14 protein-coding genes are annotated in these 14,566 nt (G+C 67.6%); 8 read left to right on the top strand and 6 right to left on the bottom strand.

All coding sequences use genetic code 11. The features are described 5' to 3' along the window. The first annotated feature begins 74 nt into the window (after window positions 1–74). Window positions 75–848: a class II aldolase/adducin family protein gene (locus WS75_RS23775; RefSeq protein WP_059683806.1), complete on the top strand. Its 774-nt coding sequence runs from the start codon at window positions 75–77 to the stop codon at window positions 846–848. Between the two features lie 31 nt (window positions 849–879). Here the strand turns inward: WS75_RS23775 and WS75_RS23770 are convergent, their stop codons facing one another. Then, window positions 880–1,881, bottom strand: a complete 1,002-nt coding sequence (locus tag WS75_RS23770) for a hypothetical protein (protein ID WP_059683805.1) — start codon at window positions 1,879–1,881, stop codon at window positions 880–882. A 505-nt stretch (window positions 1,882–2,386) separates the two neighbouring features. Here WS75_RS23770 and WS75_RS23765 point away from each other — a divergent pair. Both WS75_RS23765 and WS75_RS23760 read left to right on the top strand, forming a co-directional pair. Further along, a complete protein-coding gene (locus WS75_RS23765) occupies window positions 2,387–2,821 on the top strand; it encodes a CHRD domain-containing protein (RefSeq protein ID WP_059683803.1) in 435 nt (144 codons plus the stop codon). Between the two features lie 90 nt (window positions 2,822–2,911). Next, window positions 2,912–3,874 (top strand): alpha/beta hydrolase, encoded by a 963-nt coding sequence (locus WS75_RS23760; protein ID WP_059683800.1) that lies wholly within the window; start codon window positions 2,912–2,914, stop codon window positions 3,872–3,874. On the opposite strand, the gene WS75_RS23755 is transcribed toward WS75_RS23760, so the two are convergent. Further along, window positions 3,844–4,686 carry an EcsC family protein gene (locus WS75_RS23755; RefSeq protein ID WP_059683797.1) on the bottom strand — a complete coding sequence of 281 codons (843 nt, stop codon included), beginning with the start codon at window positions 4,684–4,686 and terminating at the stop codon, window positions 3,844–3,846. The genes WS75_RS23760 and WS75_RS23755 overlap by 31 nt on opposite strands. Window positions 4,687–4,793: 107 nt before the next feature. Between WS75_RS23755 and WS75_RS23750 the strand changes: the two genes are divergently transcribed. Both WS75_RS23750 and WS75_RS23745 read left to right on the top strand, forming a co-directional pair. Then, window positions 4,794–6,389, top strand: coding sequence for an MDR family MFS transporter (locus WS75_RS23750; protein WP_059683794.1), 1,596 nt, complete (start codon window positions 4,794–4,796; stop codon window positions 6,387–6,389). Between the two features lie 34 nt (window positions 6,390–6,423). After that, complete coding sequence (locus WS75_RS23745; protein ID WP_059683792.1) at window positions 6,424–6,870, top strand: MarR family winged helix-turn-helix transcriptional regulator; 447 nt, start codon at window positions 6,424–6,426, stop codon at window positions 6,868–6,870. Window positions 6,871–6,990: 120 nt separating this feature from the next. Here WS75_RS23745 and WS75_RS23740 read toward each other — a convergent pair whose 3' ends face one another. Both WS75_RS23740 and WS75_RS23735 read right to left on the bottom strand, forming a co-directional pair. Beyond that, window positions 6,991–7,572 carry a DJ-1/PfpI family protein gene (locus WS75_RS23740; RefSeq protein ID WP_014896064.1) on the bottom strand — a complete coding sequence of 194 codons (582 nt, stop codon included), beginning with the start codon at window positions 7,570–7,572 and terminating at the stop codon, window positions 6,991–6,993. A 165-nt stretch (window positions 7,573–7,737) separates the two neighbouring features. Next, entirely contained in the window at window positions 7,738–9,018 is a 1,281-nt protein-coding gene (locus WS75_RS23735) for an amino acid deaminase (RefSeq protein WP_059683790.1), read from the bottom strand. 119 nt (window positions 9,019–9,137) lie between these two features. Between WS75_RS23735 and WS75_RS23730 the strand changes: the two genes are divergently transcribed. The 3 genes from WS75_RS23730 (at window position 9,138) to WS75_RS23720 (ending at window position 12,071) form a co-directional block, all read left to right on the top strand. Continuing rightward, window positions 9,138–10,076, top strand: a complete 939-nt coding sequence (locus tag WS75_RS23730) for a MurR/RpiR family transcriptional regulator (protein WP_059683787.1) — start codon at window positions 9,138–9,140, stop codon at window positions 10,074–10,076. Between the two features lie 2 nt (window positions 10,077–10,078). After that, window positions 10,079–11,560: an N-acyl-D-amino-acid deacylase family protein gene (locus WS75_RS23725; protein WP_059607679.1), complete on the top strand. Its 1,482-nt coding sequence runs from the start codon at window positions 10,079–10,081 to the stop codon at window positions 11,558–11,560. A 124-nt stretch (window positions 11,561–11,684) separates the two neighbouring features. Next, entirely contained in the window at window positions 11,685–12,071 is a 387-nt protein-coding gene (locus tag WS75_RS23720) for a RidA family protein (RefSeq protein WP_006751946.1), read from the top strand. Between the two features lie 84 nt (window positions 12,072–12,155). On the opposite strand, the gene queF is transcribed toward WS75_RS23720, so the two are convergent. After that, window positions 12,156–12,980 carry an NADPH-dependent 7-cyano-7-deazaguanine reductase QueF gene (queF, locus tag WS75_RS23715; protein WP_059607677.1) on the bottom strand — a complete coding sequence of 275 codons (825 nt, stop codon included), beginning with the start codon at window positions 12,978–12,980 and terminating at the stop codon, window positions 12,156–12,158. Between the two features lie 12 nt (window positions 12,981–12,992). Then, entirely contained in the window at window positions 12,993–14,516 is a 1,524-nt protein-coding gene (gene ilvA, locus WS75_RS23710) for a threonine ammonia-lyase, biosynthetic (RefSeq protein ID WP_059683785.1), read from the bottom strand. Between the last annotated feature and the right edge of the window lie 50 nt (window positions 14,517–14,566).

Here is a 14,566-nt window from a genome sequence, read left to right as displayed (position 1 = left end):
CGTGCGCCGCCAGGAGACGAGGGACGTTGCGCGAGCCGCCCGCGCGGCCGCCGCGCCCGCAACCGGAGTGCCCCATGCAACGTGTACCGAACCAGCCGTTCACGCGTCCCGCCCGCTGCTCCGAAGCCGAATGGCAGGCTCGCGTGCAGCTCGCGGCCGCCTACCGGATCTTCGACCATCTCGGCTGGACCGAGCTGATCTACAACCATATCTCGCTGCGCGTGCCGGGTGAGGATGGCCATTTCCTGATCAATCCGTTCGGGCTCCATTACCGCGAGGTATGCGCGTCGAACCTCGTGAAGATCGACATCGACGGCAACGTGATCGGCCATTCCGACTGGCCGATCAACCCGGCCGGCTTCACGTTCCACAGCGCGATCCATGCGGCGCTGCCCGACGCGCACTGCGTGATGCACGTGCACACGACGCCGACGATGGCCGTGTGCTGCTCGCGCGACGGGCTGTCGTTCTCGAACTTCTATTCGGCGCAGTTGTACGGGAAGATCGCGTATCACGACTTCGAGGGCATCACGGTGCATCTCGAGGAGGGGCGGCGCATCGTCGAGAGCGCCGGCGGGCGGCCCGTGCTGCTGCTGCGCAACCACGGGCCCGTGACGATCGGCGCGACGCTCGCGCAGGCCTTCTCGTTGATGTGGCTGCTCAATCGCGCGTGCGAGGTGCAGGTCGCGACCCACGCGATCGGCGACGCACTGCCGATCGCGCCGCCGGTGCTCGAAGGCTGTGTGCGCGATTCGCTGAACTTCGATCCGAAGCACGGCGCGGGGCAGGACGCATTCGACGCGTTGCAGCGCATCGTCGACCGGATCGATCCGGGCTATCGCGCGTGATTTGGGCGGCGTGCTCGCCGAGTGCGTCCGGCTAGAACCGGTAGCCGAGGCCGGCCTGGATCACGTCGGTGTCTCGATCGTAGCGCGTGACCACGCGGTTCCATGTGATGCGCGTGAGCCAGCGCGGGGAGATCCGGTAACTGGCCGAGATCGACACGATGCCGGAGAACCGGCCATCGCCCGGGCCTGGCCTGCCTGCGCTGTTGTGCTGGTTGACGGTGAAATACGCGCCTGCGCCGGCCGACAGCGTGACCTTGTCGTTCAGGAACGCGCGCGTGAGCCACAGCTCGGAGGCGATGCCGTTGCGTCGGACCGCCTGCTTCGCGCCTTCGTACATCCACGTCGCGGTCCAGTCGATCGAACGCGTGAGGCCGCGCCGGTATTCGAGGCTGCCGCCGAGCGTCGATGGCGATGAGCGGCTGTTGAGAATCGTCTCGCCGAGCATCGCGGTGACTTCGTTGTGCGTGACCTCGCGCGTGCGCGGCAGCGCGGTGTCGCGCGGGCCCGGCGTGTCGGGCGCATCGAGCTGGTAGCCGACGCCGAACATCACCGACGTCGTGCCGGGCCCGCTGAACACCTGCGCGCGGTTGACCTGGAGCTGCGCGATCCAGCGGTGCGATGTGTAGTACGCGGCGCGCACGCTCATCAGCACGCCCCAGCCGTGCGTATTCGAGTACCCGCGGCCTTCGGCGGCCGGCACCGTGTCGAAGTAGCGATACGGGCCCGCGCCGGCCGACAGCACCAGACGGCGGTTCTCGAGCGGCACGCGGCCCCAGAACTGCACCGCCTGACCATCGCGGTGGTGGTTCGGAATGTGCCCTTCGTTGTACCACGTGAAGCCGAGCGCGGTATGCGCGCTCAAGCCTTCCTGGTAGTCGAACGCCCAGGAATACGTGCGTTGGCCGCCGCCCCACAGCGGGCCGGCGAACAGCGAGAACTCCTGCGCGTCGGCGGGGGCGCCGTAGAGGGCGGCGGCGGAGCAAAGACCCGCCAGCAGCGGGCGGACGCCGACGGGGCGGGTCGGGCAGGGCATCGGGAGACAGGCCGGCACGGTTCACTTTCCAGTCACGACAACACGCGAACATTTTCCGGCCCACGAAAACACGTGTCGACCCGGCTTCGCGCAATAACTTGTTACACGTATCGTGACACCCTGCCGGGTATGCGGGCGCGTCTCGCCGCGAGGCGGCAGGCATGTCGAACGCACGTGCACGAGACGGAAAATGATTCGTGGTGCTTGGCAACAGGCGGGGCTGAAAGCGGTACTCGCACGCAGCACGTTGCTTGCCGCATGCAAAAAAAAACGCGGCCGGATGGCCGCGTGAATACTCGCAGACTCCTTCGGACGAAGGAAACAAGCAACTGTGAGACGAAGTGTAGCGAAACGCCGCGTGCGGATTCAGGGCTTCCGCTGCAAAGGTCTCTTCCAGGTTCCGTCAGGCTGGCGGGCGACGCAGCGGTGCCGGATCGGCGGCGATCGACTACCATCATGGAACGTCCCCGTCCGGGTGACGTACCCCTTCGTACAAGGAGGATTCATGCCGAAGCTGCGTTTGCTCCACGTGGCGTTGCTCGCGGGCGTCCTGGCCGCCGGCAGTGCCGCCGCCGAAACGGTGCGCTTGTCCGCCAGCCTGCAGCCGTCCAGCGAAGTGCCGCCCACCGCGACCAAGGGCGACGGCGCCGTCGATGCGACCTACGACACGGCCACCCACATGCTGCAGTGGACGGTGACTTACGAACACCTCACGGGGCCGGCCACCGCCGCGCATTTCCACGGGCCCGCGCCGGTCGGCCAGAACGCCGGCGTGCAGGTGCCGATCCCGAAGGACGCGCTCGCGAGCCCGATCAAGGGCTCGAAGGAGCTCACCGACTCGCAAGTGACCGACCTGATGGGCGGCAAGTGGTACTTCAACGTGCACACGAAGGAGCATCCGTCCGGCGAGATCCGCGGCCAGTTGATGCCGGCGAACTGAGGCCGGCGTTTGATATAGAGGCTCCCGTCGAGCAGCGCGGCGACGATCGCACGTACCATCGTCACACTGCGACGACGGAGTGTGTGTTCGATGAGTTGGCAAAGCAAGTTCGCGTGCTGGCTGCTGCGCTGGCAGTTTCGTCCCGAGACCACGCGCCCGGTGCTCGATCCTGCCCGCGCGCGGCGCTTTACCGAGCTGAGAATGATCGTGCCGCGTCGCGCGCCGTCGGGCTACCGGCTGCGCGAATGCTACGGTCCCGGCGACGCGCCGCTGCGCGGCGAATGGCTCGAACGCACCGATGCGGTCGCCGCTCGCGGGCCCGGCCGCACGCTGCTGTACTTCCACGGCGGCGGCTACTACTTCTGTTCGACGAAGACCCATCGGCCGCTCGTGTTCGGCCTCACGAAGCGCGCGGGCGTGCGCTCGTTCTCGCTCGACTACCGGCTCGCGCCCGAGAACCGCTTCCCGGCCGCGCTCGACGACGCGCTGGCCGCGTACCGGCAATTGCTCGCGCTCGGCACGCCGCCCGAGTCGATCGTGTTCGGCGGCGATTCGGCGGGCGGCGGCCTCGCGCTCGCGACGCTCGTCGCGCTGCGCGATCGCGGCGAGCCGTTGCCGGCCGGCGCGATCCTGTTCTCGCCGTGGACCGACCTGGCCGGCACCGGCGACACGATGCGCAGCAACGACGGCCTCGACCCGATGTTCGCGGCTGCGGCGCTGCCGAAGGCCGCGAAGCTGTATCTGGGAGACGAATCGGCGACGCATCCGTACGCGTCGCCGCTCTATGCGGACTTCACGGGGCTGCCGCCGCTCTTCATCCAGGCGGGCAGCACCGAGGTGCTCCTCGACGATTCACGCCGTGTCGCCGACAACGCGAAGGTGGCCGGCGTGCCGGTGGAGATCGAGGTGTGGCCCGACATGCCGCACGTGTGGCAGCTGTACACGCCGATGGTGCCGGAGTCGCGCGATGCGCTCGACCGTGCGGCCGCGTTCCTGCGCCGCGTCGCGGTCGAGCGGGCGGTTCAGCGCGTGGGCGAGCCGTCGATCGCCTGATACGCGGCCTGCACGGCGAGCGGGCCGTACTTGCGCTCGAGCCGGCGCACGGTGAAGTGGCCGTGCGCCATCTGCTGGAAGTGGTCGATGAACAGCGTGTTGACGGTCGCGCCGAGCACCGCGCCGATCGCCGGGATCGACTTCGCGGCCATCTGCTCGGTGACCTGTACCGAGAAGCGTGATGCCACTGTCTGCACGAGCTTGAACACCGCCGCCGAGCTGTGCGCGGCGATCCCTTTCGTCGTGATGTCGGACGACGCCTTCGAAATCGCCTGCGCGAGCGCACCGCGCAGCACGAAATAGCCGAGATCGGCGTCCTCTTCCCGCTTGTCCGCGTTGCCGCCCATGCCGAGCACGGCCAGGCACTGCAACTGCGTATCCACCGAGCCCAGGTCCTCGCCCTCGCTGCGCGCGATGTCGCACACCGAGCGGAAGATCAGCGTGGTCGTCACCGGCAGCTCGACCGGCAGCGCGAGGAAACCGAACGCGCCGCCCGCCGCGCCGGTCGTCGCGACCGCGAGCTTGTGCAGCAGGTTGCTCGGCTTGTCCGGCTCGGCATCGGGCGTTTGCGGCTTGCCGAGCGTGCGCAGCGCGATGTTCAGGCACTTGCGCAGCGCAAGCTGCGTCGCGTCGTTGATCTTGCCGGTCGCGAAGTCGGGCAGCCGTGCGATCATCTTCTCGACTGGCGCGCCCAGCACGCCCGTCAGCTTCATCGTCAGCGACGGGCTTTCCAGCACCTGTTTCGCGCGCCGCAAGGCGTCCTGGTCTTCCGGCGACAGCGTCGCGGCAGGCGTGATTGAAATCGGTTCCATCTTTCTCCCTGGCGGCCATAGGCCTCGAATCCGTCGCCAGCCTAGATTACTCCGGCGTGCTAGAATTTTGAGATTGTTTGACTCGTCAAAAGTTGCATCAACAAAAAATGGCCGTCCATACTGCCGCCCACCATTCGAGCGGGCAAGTCCTGCCGTTCCGCGAATCGCTGCTGGCGATGATCGGGATTTCGTTCGTCACCATGCTCGTCGCGCTCGACCAGACGGTCGTCGGCACCGCGTTGCCGACCATCGTCGCCGAGCTCAAGGGGTTCGACCTGTACGCGTGGGTTGCGACCTCGTACCTGCTCAGTTCCGTGATCACCGTGCCGATTTTCGGCCGGCTCGGTGACTATTACGGCCGCAAGCCGTTCGTGATCGTGTCGATCGTCTTGTTCACCGGCGCGTCGGTGCTGTGCGGGATGGCCAACGACATGCTGTTCCTGGTGCTCGCGCGCGGCCTGCAAGGGATCGGCGGCGGGATGCTGGTCGGCACCGCGTTTGCGTGCATTCCGGACCTGTTTCCCGATTCCGTCGTGCGGCTGCGCTGGCAGGTATTGATGAGCTCCGCGTTCGGCATCGCAAACGCGGTCGGGCCGTCGCTCGGCGGGATCCTGACCCAGTCGTTCGGCTGGCGCTCGGTGTTCTACGTCAATCTGCCGGTCGGCCTGCTGTCGCTTTTCTTCGTGTGGCGCTATCTGCCGCATCTGCGGCATGTCGAGCACGACCGCAAGATGCAGCTCGACTGGCCCGGCGCGCTGCTGATCGCGCTGTCGCTCGGCGCGCTCCAGCTGTTCGTCGAATGGCTGCCGAAGTATGGCGTCATGAGCTGGGCGTCGCTGCTGCTGGTCGTCGCGGTCGGCGCCGGCGTCGGCCTGTGGCATTGGGAAAAGCGCTGCGCGCAGCCGATTCTGCCGTTCGACATGTTCGGCAATCGCGCGCTGTCGGCGCTGTTCGTGCTCGCGATCCTTGCCGGCTTCTCGATGTTCTCGCTGCTGTTCTACGCGCCGCTGCTGTTCCAGGGCGGCTTCGGGATGTCGCCGAAGGAGGCGGGGCTCGTGATCACGCCGCTCGTCGTGTTCATCACGATCGGCAGCATCATGAACGGCCGCGTCGTCACGCGCATCCGCAATCCGAATACGATGCTGCACGTCGGTTTCGTTCTGTTCGCGATCGCGTGCGCGGGCATCGTCGTGTCGACGCACACGACGCCGACCTGGGTGCTGATGGCGCTGATGGTCGCCGGCGGCATCGGCCTCGGCTTCGTGCTGCCGAACCTCACCGTGTTCGCGCAGCAGACGGCCGGCCGCGAGCACCTCGGCATCGCGACGGCGCTGCTGCAGTCGCTGCGGATGGTCGGCGGGATGATCGGCACCGCGCTGACGGGCACGCTGGTCAACCAGATGTATTCGAGCGGCGTGCGCGATGCGTTGTCGGGCGACCATGCGCTGCAGTGGCACGCGCAACTCGCCGATCCGCAGATCCTGATCGACCGCGCCGCGCAGGGCGGTCTCGTCGCGGAGCTGACCCGCGCCGGGCATAATGGCGCGCTGCTGCTGGAAGCGGCCCGCGAATCGCTGGTCGGCGCGATTCACCTGGGGGTCGCGATGGCGGCCGTCGTCGCCGTGGTGTCGGTGTGGCAGTGTCGCCGCGTGCCGCCGATCGCGCTGCGGCGCAAGATCGAACCGCATGTCGCGGCCGATTGAACGATTCACCGATTGAACGGGTAGATATCAGCGCATGGAAGAACAGGACCGCGTCGCGATCTTGCAGCAATTCGGACGCACGTATCGCGCATTCATGAGCGCGTTCGAAACGCACGTCGGGCAGCCGATGCCGCGCTGGCGCATCATGGTCGCGCTGCACACGATGGGCGGGCATTCGTCGCAGAAGAAGCTCGTCGAGGTGTTGCGCATCGATCCGGGCGCGCTCACGCGCCAGCTGAAATCGCTCGACGCGCTCGGCTGGATCGAGCGCGCGTCCGACGCCCGCGACAACCGCGTGACCAACGTCACGCTGACCGAAGTCGGCCGCGCTGCGTTCGACGCGTGCCTGCCGCGCCGCAAGGCGTTTCTCGACCAGACGATGGCGCAACTGCCGGACGACGTGCTGACCGCGCTGTCGGGTGCGCTGGCGATGCTGGAGTCGCGGATTGCGGAAGTCGGCTCGACGCCGGCGCAGCACTGAAGGGCAGGGCGGAAGCGGCACGACGGGGCGCGCCCCGTCGACCGATCCTGATCGGCCCGGCATGCGGGTCGCACGAACCCGCCGCTGGCCGGCGTTTCACTTCATTTCATTCAGTTTCGTCTACAGCTCGATGCGCGTGCCCAGCAGTGCGAGGAACTGCGCGAGCCATGCCGGATGCGCGGGCCACGCGGGCGCGGTGACGAACGGCGCGTCGGTCACGGCCGCATCGACCGGGATGTCCGCGTACTCGCCGCCCGCGAGCTTCACTTCCGGCGCGCAGGCCGGGTAGGCCGAGATGCGCTTGCCGCGGATCACGTCTGCGGCCGCGAGCAGCTGCGCCGCATGGCAGATCGCGGCGATCGGCTTGCCGGCTTCGGCGAACGCGCGCACCAGCGCGATCACCTTCGCATCGAGACGCAGGTACTCCGGCGCGCGGCCGCCCGCGATCGCGAGCGCGTCGTAGGCCGACGCATCGACATCGTCGAACGTCGCGTTCAGCGTGAAGTTGTGGCCGGGCTTTTCGGTGTAGGTCTGGTCGCCCTCGAAATCGTGGATCGCGGTCTTGACCTTGTCGCCCGCGCGCTTGCCCGGGCAGACTGCATCGACGTGATGGCCGACGGCCTGCAGCGCCTGGAACGGCACCATCGTTTCGTAGTCTTCGGCGAAATCGCCGGTCAGGAACAGGATCTTCTTCGCGGCCATGGCTTTCTCCATTGAACAGCGTTGAGGGCCCGTTCGCGCCGCCGCATATGGCAGACGGCGTGCGGCGGCGAAGCGGCCCCGAGGACGAAAGCGCAGTGTACTCCGGCCGCTTGAAGCGCGCGTGACGGCCGCCCCGCGCGGCGGCAGGGCGGTGTGCGCGGGGCTTCAGAAGAAGGTTTCGACGACTTCCGTCACGCGGAACTGCGGATCGAGGACGAGCAACTGGCGCCACTTGTCGAACGTCAGGCACGGGTGCGAGATGTCGAACGCGACCATGTCGCCGACCTTCACGTCCGCGCCCGGCGGGATCTGCAGGTACGCGTGCTGGTCCATCATCCCGGTGACGGCCCAGCCTTCGCTCGCGGCGACATCGCGCGGCGCGCTGTCGCGGCCCGGGCGGAAGTGGCGCGCCGGCTCGGGCAGGCCCGCGTCGAACGCCGCGTCGCGCTTGCCGAGCGCGATGATCGCGCGATTCTGCTCGGGCACCGACTGCACGTACGCCCACAGCTGCAGCGCCGGCAGCAGCCCTTCGCCCATCCTGCGGGCGATCGGGTTGCGCGCGAACACGTCGGTCTGCGCCTTCTTGTAGATGCCGACGTCGTGCGTCAGGTAGCAGCCCGGACGCAGCACGACTTCCGCAAAACCGGCGTCGGATGCCTTCGCGAATTCCTCCGCGACCACGTCGTACCACGCCGACCCGGCGCCCGACAGGATCGCCGGCGTGCGCGCGAAACGGCCGGCTTCGGCCAGCTCTCGCGTGAGTGCGACCGCGTCCTGCAGGAACGTGCGGATCTCGCCTTCCTCCTTCAGCACGCCTTCGTAGAGTTCGATGCCGGCCAGCTTCAGCGTGTCCGGATAGCGTGCGATCGCGTCGAGCACGGCCTGGCGTTGCGCGGCGTCGCGCACACCCGCGCGGCCGCCTGGCACGCCGAGCTCGAGCAGGACGTTCAGCGTCTTCTTCGCGTCGCCGAAGAAACGGCCGAGCTGGTCGACGCCGTCGGCCGAATCGACGAGGCAGAAGAATTCGAACTCGGGATCGGACAGCAGCTGAGCGACGATCGTCATGTTCTGGCGGCCGACCAGCTGGTTCGCGAGCAGCACGCGCCGTACGCCGCCGTGATACGCGGCCTGCGTCTGGTGCGCGGTCGCGAGCGTGATGCCCCATGCGCCGGCGTCGAGCTGGCGGCGGAACAGTTGCGGCGCCATCGTCGTCTTGCCGTGCGGCGCGAACTTCACGCCGTACTGCTGGACGAACGCCTGCATCCAGTTCAGATTGTGTTCGATGCGATCCGCGTACAGCACGGCGGCCGGCAGGCTGACGTCTTCCGCAAGCAGGTTCCACTCGAGGCGGCTCGCGTCGTCGAGCGGCACGCTCGCGCTCGGCAGGTTGCCGAGGCCCTTGCCCAACGGATTGATTGTCGGTTCCTGATAGTTTGTAACTTTCATGTCATCCCGCTCCATCATCACTATACATTGCACTGAAGTTGACACGCAGATGGTACAGAAAGTAGCATCGGCGCGGTGATGTTATTTAGTAACATGAGGCGCAACCCACTTTTCAGCAGATGAATTCGCCCGCCACCCCGTCCGCTCCGTTCACGGCCGAGGCCCATTCGGCTTCGGCTGCCCCGCCGGTCCTCGACATCGTCGCGCGGATCGCCGAATGCGCGCCCGAGTTGCGCGAGGCCGAACGCAAGGTCGCCGCATTCATCCTCGCCGATCTCGCGCGCGCCGCGCATGCGAGCATCGGCGCGCTCGCGCGCGACGCGGAGGTCAGTGTCGCGACGGTCACGCGTTTCGCGAAGGCGGTGGGCTGCCGCGACGTGCGCGAACTGAAGGTGCTCGTCGCGCAGGCGGCGGCCGTCGGCCAGCGCTTTCTCGTGCCGGCCGATGAGCATCCGGAAGAAGACGCGAGCCCCGCATCGGTCGTCTACGACGAAATCCGCGTGGCGCTCGCGCACAACCACCAGTTGCTGCGCAACACGTCGTTCGACGCGGCGGCCGACCTGCTCGCCGGCGCGAAGATGATCTACGTGTACGGGCAGGGCGGCGGCTCGACCGCGCTCGCCGACGAATTGCGCTTCCGGCTCGTGCGCTTCGGCCGGCCGGTCGCGACCTACCAGGACAGCCTGCTGCAGCGGATGGTGTCGGCGACGCTGTCGCGCGATGCCGTGGTCGTCGCGCTGTCGGTGAGCGGGCGCGTGCCCGAGCTGCTCGAGAGCTGCCGTCTCGCGAAGCGCTACGGCGCGAAGCTGATCGCGATCACCGCGCCGGCTTCGCCGCTCGCGAAGCTCGCCGACCACCTGATCCCGGTCGTCGCGTTCGAAACCGATTTCATTTACAAGCCTTCGACATCGCGCTACGCGATGATGATGGCGATCGACGTGCTCGTCACCGGAGTCGCATTGCGGCTCGGCGATGCGGGCCGAGAATCGCTGCGCCGCATCAAGCATGCGCTCGATGCGCACCGCGGCGGCGGAGACCGTCAACCGGTAGGAGACTGACCATGCATTCGCATCCCGAAGCCGCCGATACGCTGATCGTCGGCGCGCAGTTGTACGACGGCACCGGCGCGCCGCCCGTCACGCGCGACGTCGCGATCCGCAACGGCGTGATCGCGGCGATCGGCAATCTGTCGAACTGGCTTGCCGAGACCGTCGTCGATGCGAACGGCCGCGCGCTCGCGCCGGGCTTCGTCGACGTGCACACGCACGACGACACGCACGTGATCCGCGCGCCGGAGATGCTGCCGAAGATCTCGCAGGGTGTGACGACGGTGATCGTCGGCAACTGCGGGATCAGCGCGTCGCCGGTGACGCTCGCGGGCGATCCGCCCGACCCGATGAACCTGCTCGGCGAGCGTGGCGCGTTCCAGTACCCGACCTTCGCCGCCTATGTCGCGGCCGTGAACGACGCGCGTCCGGCCGTGAACGTCGCGGCGCTCGTCGGGCACACCGCGCTGCGCAACAACCAGATGGACCGCCTCGATCGCGCGGCGACCGACGGCGAAATCGCCGGCATGCGCGCGCAGCTCGAGGAGGCGCTCGCGAACGGCGCGCTCGGGCTGTCGTCGGGCCTCGCGTACGGCTCCGCGTTCGCGGCGCCGACCGAAGAGGTGATGGCGCTCGCCGAGCCGCTCGCGAACGCGGGCGCGCTGTACACGACGCACATGCGCACCGAGTTCGACGCGATCCTCGACGCGATGGAAGAGGCGTACCAGGTCGGCCGCCATGCGCGCGTGCCGGTCGTGATCTCGCACCTGAAGTGCGCGGGCCCGTCGAACTGGGGGCGCAGCACGGAAGTGCTCGCATCGCTCGAAGGCGCGCGCCGCTACCAGCCGGTCGGCTGCGACTGCTACCCGTACAGCCGCAGCTCGTCGACGCTCGACCTGAAGCAGGTGACGGGCGACATCGACATCACGATCACGTGGTCGGAGCCGCACCCGGAGGTGGCGGGCAAGCTGCTGAAGGCGATCGCGGCCGACTGGGGCGTGACCGAGCAGGAAGCCGCGCAGCGCATCCGCCCGGCGGGCGCCGTGTACCACAACATGTCCGAGGACGACGTGCGGCGGATCCTGTCGCATCCGGCGACGATGGTCGGCTCCGACGGCCTGCCGAACGATCCGCTGCCGCACCCGCGGCTGTGGGGCGCGTTCCCGCGCGTGCTCGGCCACTACGTGCGCGACACGAACCTGCTGCCGCTCGAGGAGGCGATCCGCAAGATGACGTCGCTGTCCGCGCGCCGCTACGGGATCGCGCGGCGCGGCGAAGTGCATGTCGGCTACCACGCGGATCTCGTGCTGTTCGATCCGGCGCGTGTGATCGATGCCGCGACGTTCGAGAAGCCACAGCAGCCCGCGCACGGTATCGACGCGGTGTGGGTGAACGGCGTGCTCACTTATGAAAACGGCCAGCCGACCGGCGAGCGCGCCGGCGGATTCGTCGCGCGCGGCGAGCGCGTGCCGGCGAGTGCCGACGCCGCGTTCTGAGCGCGGTCGTTGTTCCGATCTGCCGCGCGTGCCGTCGTCGGTGCGCGCATCCGCAACCGTGTGTTGCATGGGCCGGAGCCAGCGCTGACGCTCGGGCTGCGGTCGACATACAAGGAGTGAAACGATGAAGCGATATGGCGTGGGCGAAGCGAAGGGCACGGGCGGGCAGGTGATGCCGTTTGCACGTGCAGTCGAGGCCGATGGCTGGCTGTACGTGTCGGGCCAGACGCCGATGGTGAACGGCGAGGTCGTCGAAGGCGGCATCGTCACGCAATCGAAGCAGACGATCGAGAACGTGATCGCGATCCTGAAGGAAGCCGGCTACGGCCTCGAACACGTCGTGCGCTGCGGCGTGTGGCTCGACGACGCGCGCGATTTCGCGTCGTTCAACAAGGTGTTCGTGTCGTACTTCGGCGAGCATCCGCCGGCACGCGCATGCGTGCAGTCGAGCATGGTCATCGACTGCAAGGTCGAAGTCGACTGCATCGCTTACAAGGCGCCGGCGAAGTAACGCGGCCGCGCAATCTCCTGCGCACAGTGAAACAGCCCCGTCGACGCGAGCCGGCGGGGCTGTTTCGTTTCGGGCAGGCCGGTGTTACTGCCGCGCGGTCCGTGCGTTGTCCGGCATCGGCTGGTTGTAGTTGGTGCGGAACGGATTGATGTCGAGCCCGCCGCGGCGCGTATAGCGCGCATAGACGGCGAGCTTCACCGGTTTGCACGCATGCAGGATGTCGAGGAAGATCCGCTCGACGCACTGCTCGTGAAAGCCCGTGTGGTTGCGGAACGAGATGATGTAGCGCAGCAGCCCCGCGTGATCGATCTGCGGCCCGACGTAGTGAATTTGCACGCTGCCCCAGTCGGGCTGGCCGGTGACCGGGCAGTTCGAGCGCAGCAGATCGGACACGAGCGTTTCCTCGACCGGCGCTTCGTCCTCGGCCGCCGACAGCAGCGACGGATCGGGTTCGTACACGTCGGTGTCGAGGTCGAGCCGGTCGAGCGACAGCCCGTCGAGCTCTTCCATCTCGAGCTTGCCGAAATCGTGCGCCGACACGAGCTGCACGGAGACGCTCGCGCCGCATGCGGCCGAGACGTCGCGCTTGAGCGTGTCGCGCACCGCGTCGATCGAGTCGAACTTCGACTGCGCGAACGAGCCGAGATACAGCTTGAACGACTTCGATTCGACGATGTTCGGCGATTCGGCCGGCACGTAGAAGGTCGCGACCGCGACCTGCGGCTTGCCGCGCGCATTGAGCCACGACAGCTCGTAGGCGTTCCAGATGTCGGTGCCGAAGAACGGCAGCGCGGCCGTGATGCCGAGCTGCTCGCGCGCGCCCGCGCGCGGGATCGGGAACAACAGCGACGCGTCGTACTGGGCTGCGTAGACGGTGGCCTTGCCGAGCGGGGAGTGTTCGGGATTCATTGCACGAAGCCTTTACGACAGGAAGAGGCGGTAAGCCGGATTGGCGCTCTCTTCGACATACGGATAGCCGAGCGCCGCGAGGAAGCGTTCGAATTCGGCGCGATCGGCCTGCGGCACCTGCAGCCCGACGAGGATCGAGCTGTAGTCCGCGCCCTGGTTGCGGTAGTGGAACAGGCTGATGTTCCAGTCCGGCGCCATCGACGACAGGAACTTCATCAGCGCGCCCGGCCGCTCCGGGAATTCGAAGCGGAACAGGCGTTCATCGAGCGCAAGCGGCGAGCGGCCGCCCACCATGTAGCGGATGTGTTCCTTCGACAACTCGTCGTGCGTCAGGTCGACGGTCTTGAAGCCGTGCGACTCGAAGTTCGCCGCGATCTCGGCCGATTCTTCACGCCGCTTGATCTGCACGCCGACGAAGATGTGCGCGGATTGCGCATCGGCGATCCGGTAGTTGAACTCGGTCACGTTGCGGTCGCCCACGAGCGAGCAAAAGCGCTTGAAGCTGCCGCGCTCCTCGGGGATCGTGACGGCGAACACGGCTTCGCGCGCCTCGCCGACTTCCGCGCGTTCGGCAACGAAGCGCATCCGGTCGAAGTTCATGTTCGCGCCGGACGTGACCGCGACGAGCGTCTGGTTCTCGATGCCTTCGCGCTCCGCGTAGCGTTTCGCGCCCGCGACCGCGAGCGCGCCGGACGGTTCGAGCACGCTGCGCGTATCCTGGAACACGTCCTTGATCGCCGCGCACAATGCGTCGGTGTCGACCGTCAGCACGCCGTCGAGGAATTCGCGGCAGAGCCGGAAGGTTTCCTCGCCGACGAGCTTCACCGCGGTGCCGTCCGCGAACAGGCCGACCTCGCTCAGCTCTACGCGCTCGCCTTTCTGCAGCGACTGCGCCATTGCGCACGAATCCTCGGCCTGCACGCCGAACACCTTGATTTCCGGCCGCACCGCCTTGACGTAGGCCGCCACGCCGGCCGCGAGCCCGCCGCCGCCGATCGGCACGAAGATCGCGTGAATCGGCCCCTGGTGCTGACGCAGGATTTCCATCGCGATCGTGCCCTGGCCGGCGATCACGTACGGATCGTCGAACGGGTGGACGAACGTGAGGTCTCGCTCCGCCTGCACCTTGACCGCGTGCGCGTAAGCATCGCTGTACGACTCGCCCGCCTGGATCACCTCGACGCTCGGGCCGCCGTGCGCGCGCACCGCGTCCACTTTCACCTGCGGTGTCGTGACGGGCACGACGATCACCGCCTTGATGCCCATCCGTGCCGCCGAGAACGCGACGCCCTGTGCGTGGTTGCCGGCCGACGCGGTAATCACGCCGCGCGCGAGCGCGTCGGCCGGAATGTGCGCCATCTTGTTGTACGCGCCGCGCAGCTTGAACGAGAACACCGGCTGGTTGTCCTCGCGCTTCAGGTATACGGGGTTGCGCAGTCGGGCCGACAGGTTGCGGGCGGATTCGAGTTCCGTCTCGAGCGCGACGTCGTAGACGCGCGCGGTAAGGATTTTCTTCAGGTAATCGTGGGATGCCATGGGCGCTCGCGTGCAGTGCGGAAGCAGACGGTAAAGGATCAATGATAGCG

The organism is Burkholderia sp. FL-7-2-10-S1-D7 (assembly GCF_001524185.1).
Taxonomy (GTDB): domain Bacteria; phylum Pseudomonadota; class Gammaproteobacteria; order Burkholderiales; family Burkholderiaceae; genus Burkholderia; species Burkholderia diffusa.
This window is presented reverse-complemented; position numbering and strand designations above follow the sequence as displayed.

What these genes read in the sequence shown, in the direction of transcription:
- ilvA (WP_059683785.1), bottom strand. Translation starts at nt 14,516, where the DNA reads ATGGCATCCCACGATTACCTGAAGAAAATCCTTACCGCGCGCGTCTAC.
- WS75_RS23760 (WP_059683800.1), top strand. Translation starts at nt 2,912, where the DNA reads ATGAGTTGGCAAAGCAAGTTCGCGTGCTGGCTGCTGCGCTGGCAGTTT.
- WS75_RS23730 (WP_059683787.1), top strand. Translation starts at nt 9,138, where the DNA reads ATGAATTCGCCCGCCACCCCGTCCGCTCCGTTCACGGCCGAGGCCCAT.
- WS75_RS23750 (WP_059683794.1), top strand. Translation starts at nt 4,794, where the DNA reads ATGGCCGTCCATACTGCCGCCCACCATTCGAGCGGGCAAGTCCTGCCG.
- WS75_RS23735 (WP_059683790.1), bottom strand. Translation starts at nt 9,018, where the DNA reads ATGAAAGTTACAAACTATCAGGAACCGACAATCAATCCGTTGGGCAAG.
- WS75_RS23725 (WP_059607679.1), top strand. Translation starts at nt 10,079, where the DNA reads ATGCATTCGCATCCCGAAGCCGCCGATACGCTGATCGTCGGCGCGCAG.
- WS75_RS23745 (WP_059683792.1), top strand. Translation starts at nt 6,424, where the DNA reads ATGGAAGAACAGGACCGCGTCGCGATCTTGCAGCAATTCGGACGCACG.
- WS75_RS23755 (WP_059683797.1), bottom strand. Translation starts at nt 4,686, where the DNA reads ATGGAACCGATTTCAATCACGCCTGCCGCGACGCTGTCGCCGGAAGAC.
- WS75_RS23740 (WP_014896064.1), bottom strand. Translation starts at nt 7,572, where the DNA reads ATGGCCGCGAAGAAGATCCTGTTCCTGACCGGCGATTTCGCCGAAGAC.
- WS75_RS23765 (WP_059683803.1), top strand. Translation starts at nt 2,387, where the DNA reads ATGCCGAAGCTGCGTTTGCTCCACGTGGCGTTGCTCGCGGGCGTCCTG.
- WS75_RS23775 (WP_059683806.1), top strand. Translation starts at nt 75, where the DNA reads ATGCAACGTGTACCGAACCAGCCGTTCACGCGTCCCGCCCGCTGCTCC.
- queF (WP_059607677.1), bottom strand. Translation starts at nt 12,980, where the DNA reads ATGAATCCCGAACACTCCCCGCTCGGCAAGGCCACCGTCTACGCAGCC.
- WS75_RS23720 (WP_006751946.1), top strand. Translation starts at nt 11,685, where the DNA reads ATGAAGCGATATGGCGTGGGCGAAGCGAAGGGCACGGGCGGGCAGGTG.
- WS75_RS23770 (WP_059683805.1), bottom strand. Translation starts at nt 1,881, where the DNA reads ATGCCCTGCCCGACCCGCCCCGTCGGCGTCCGCCCGCTGCTGGCGGGT.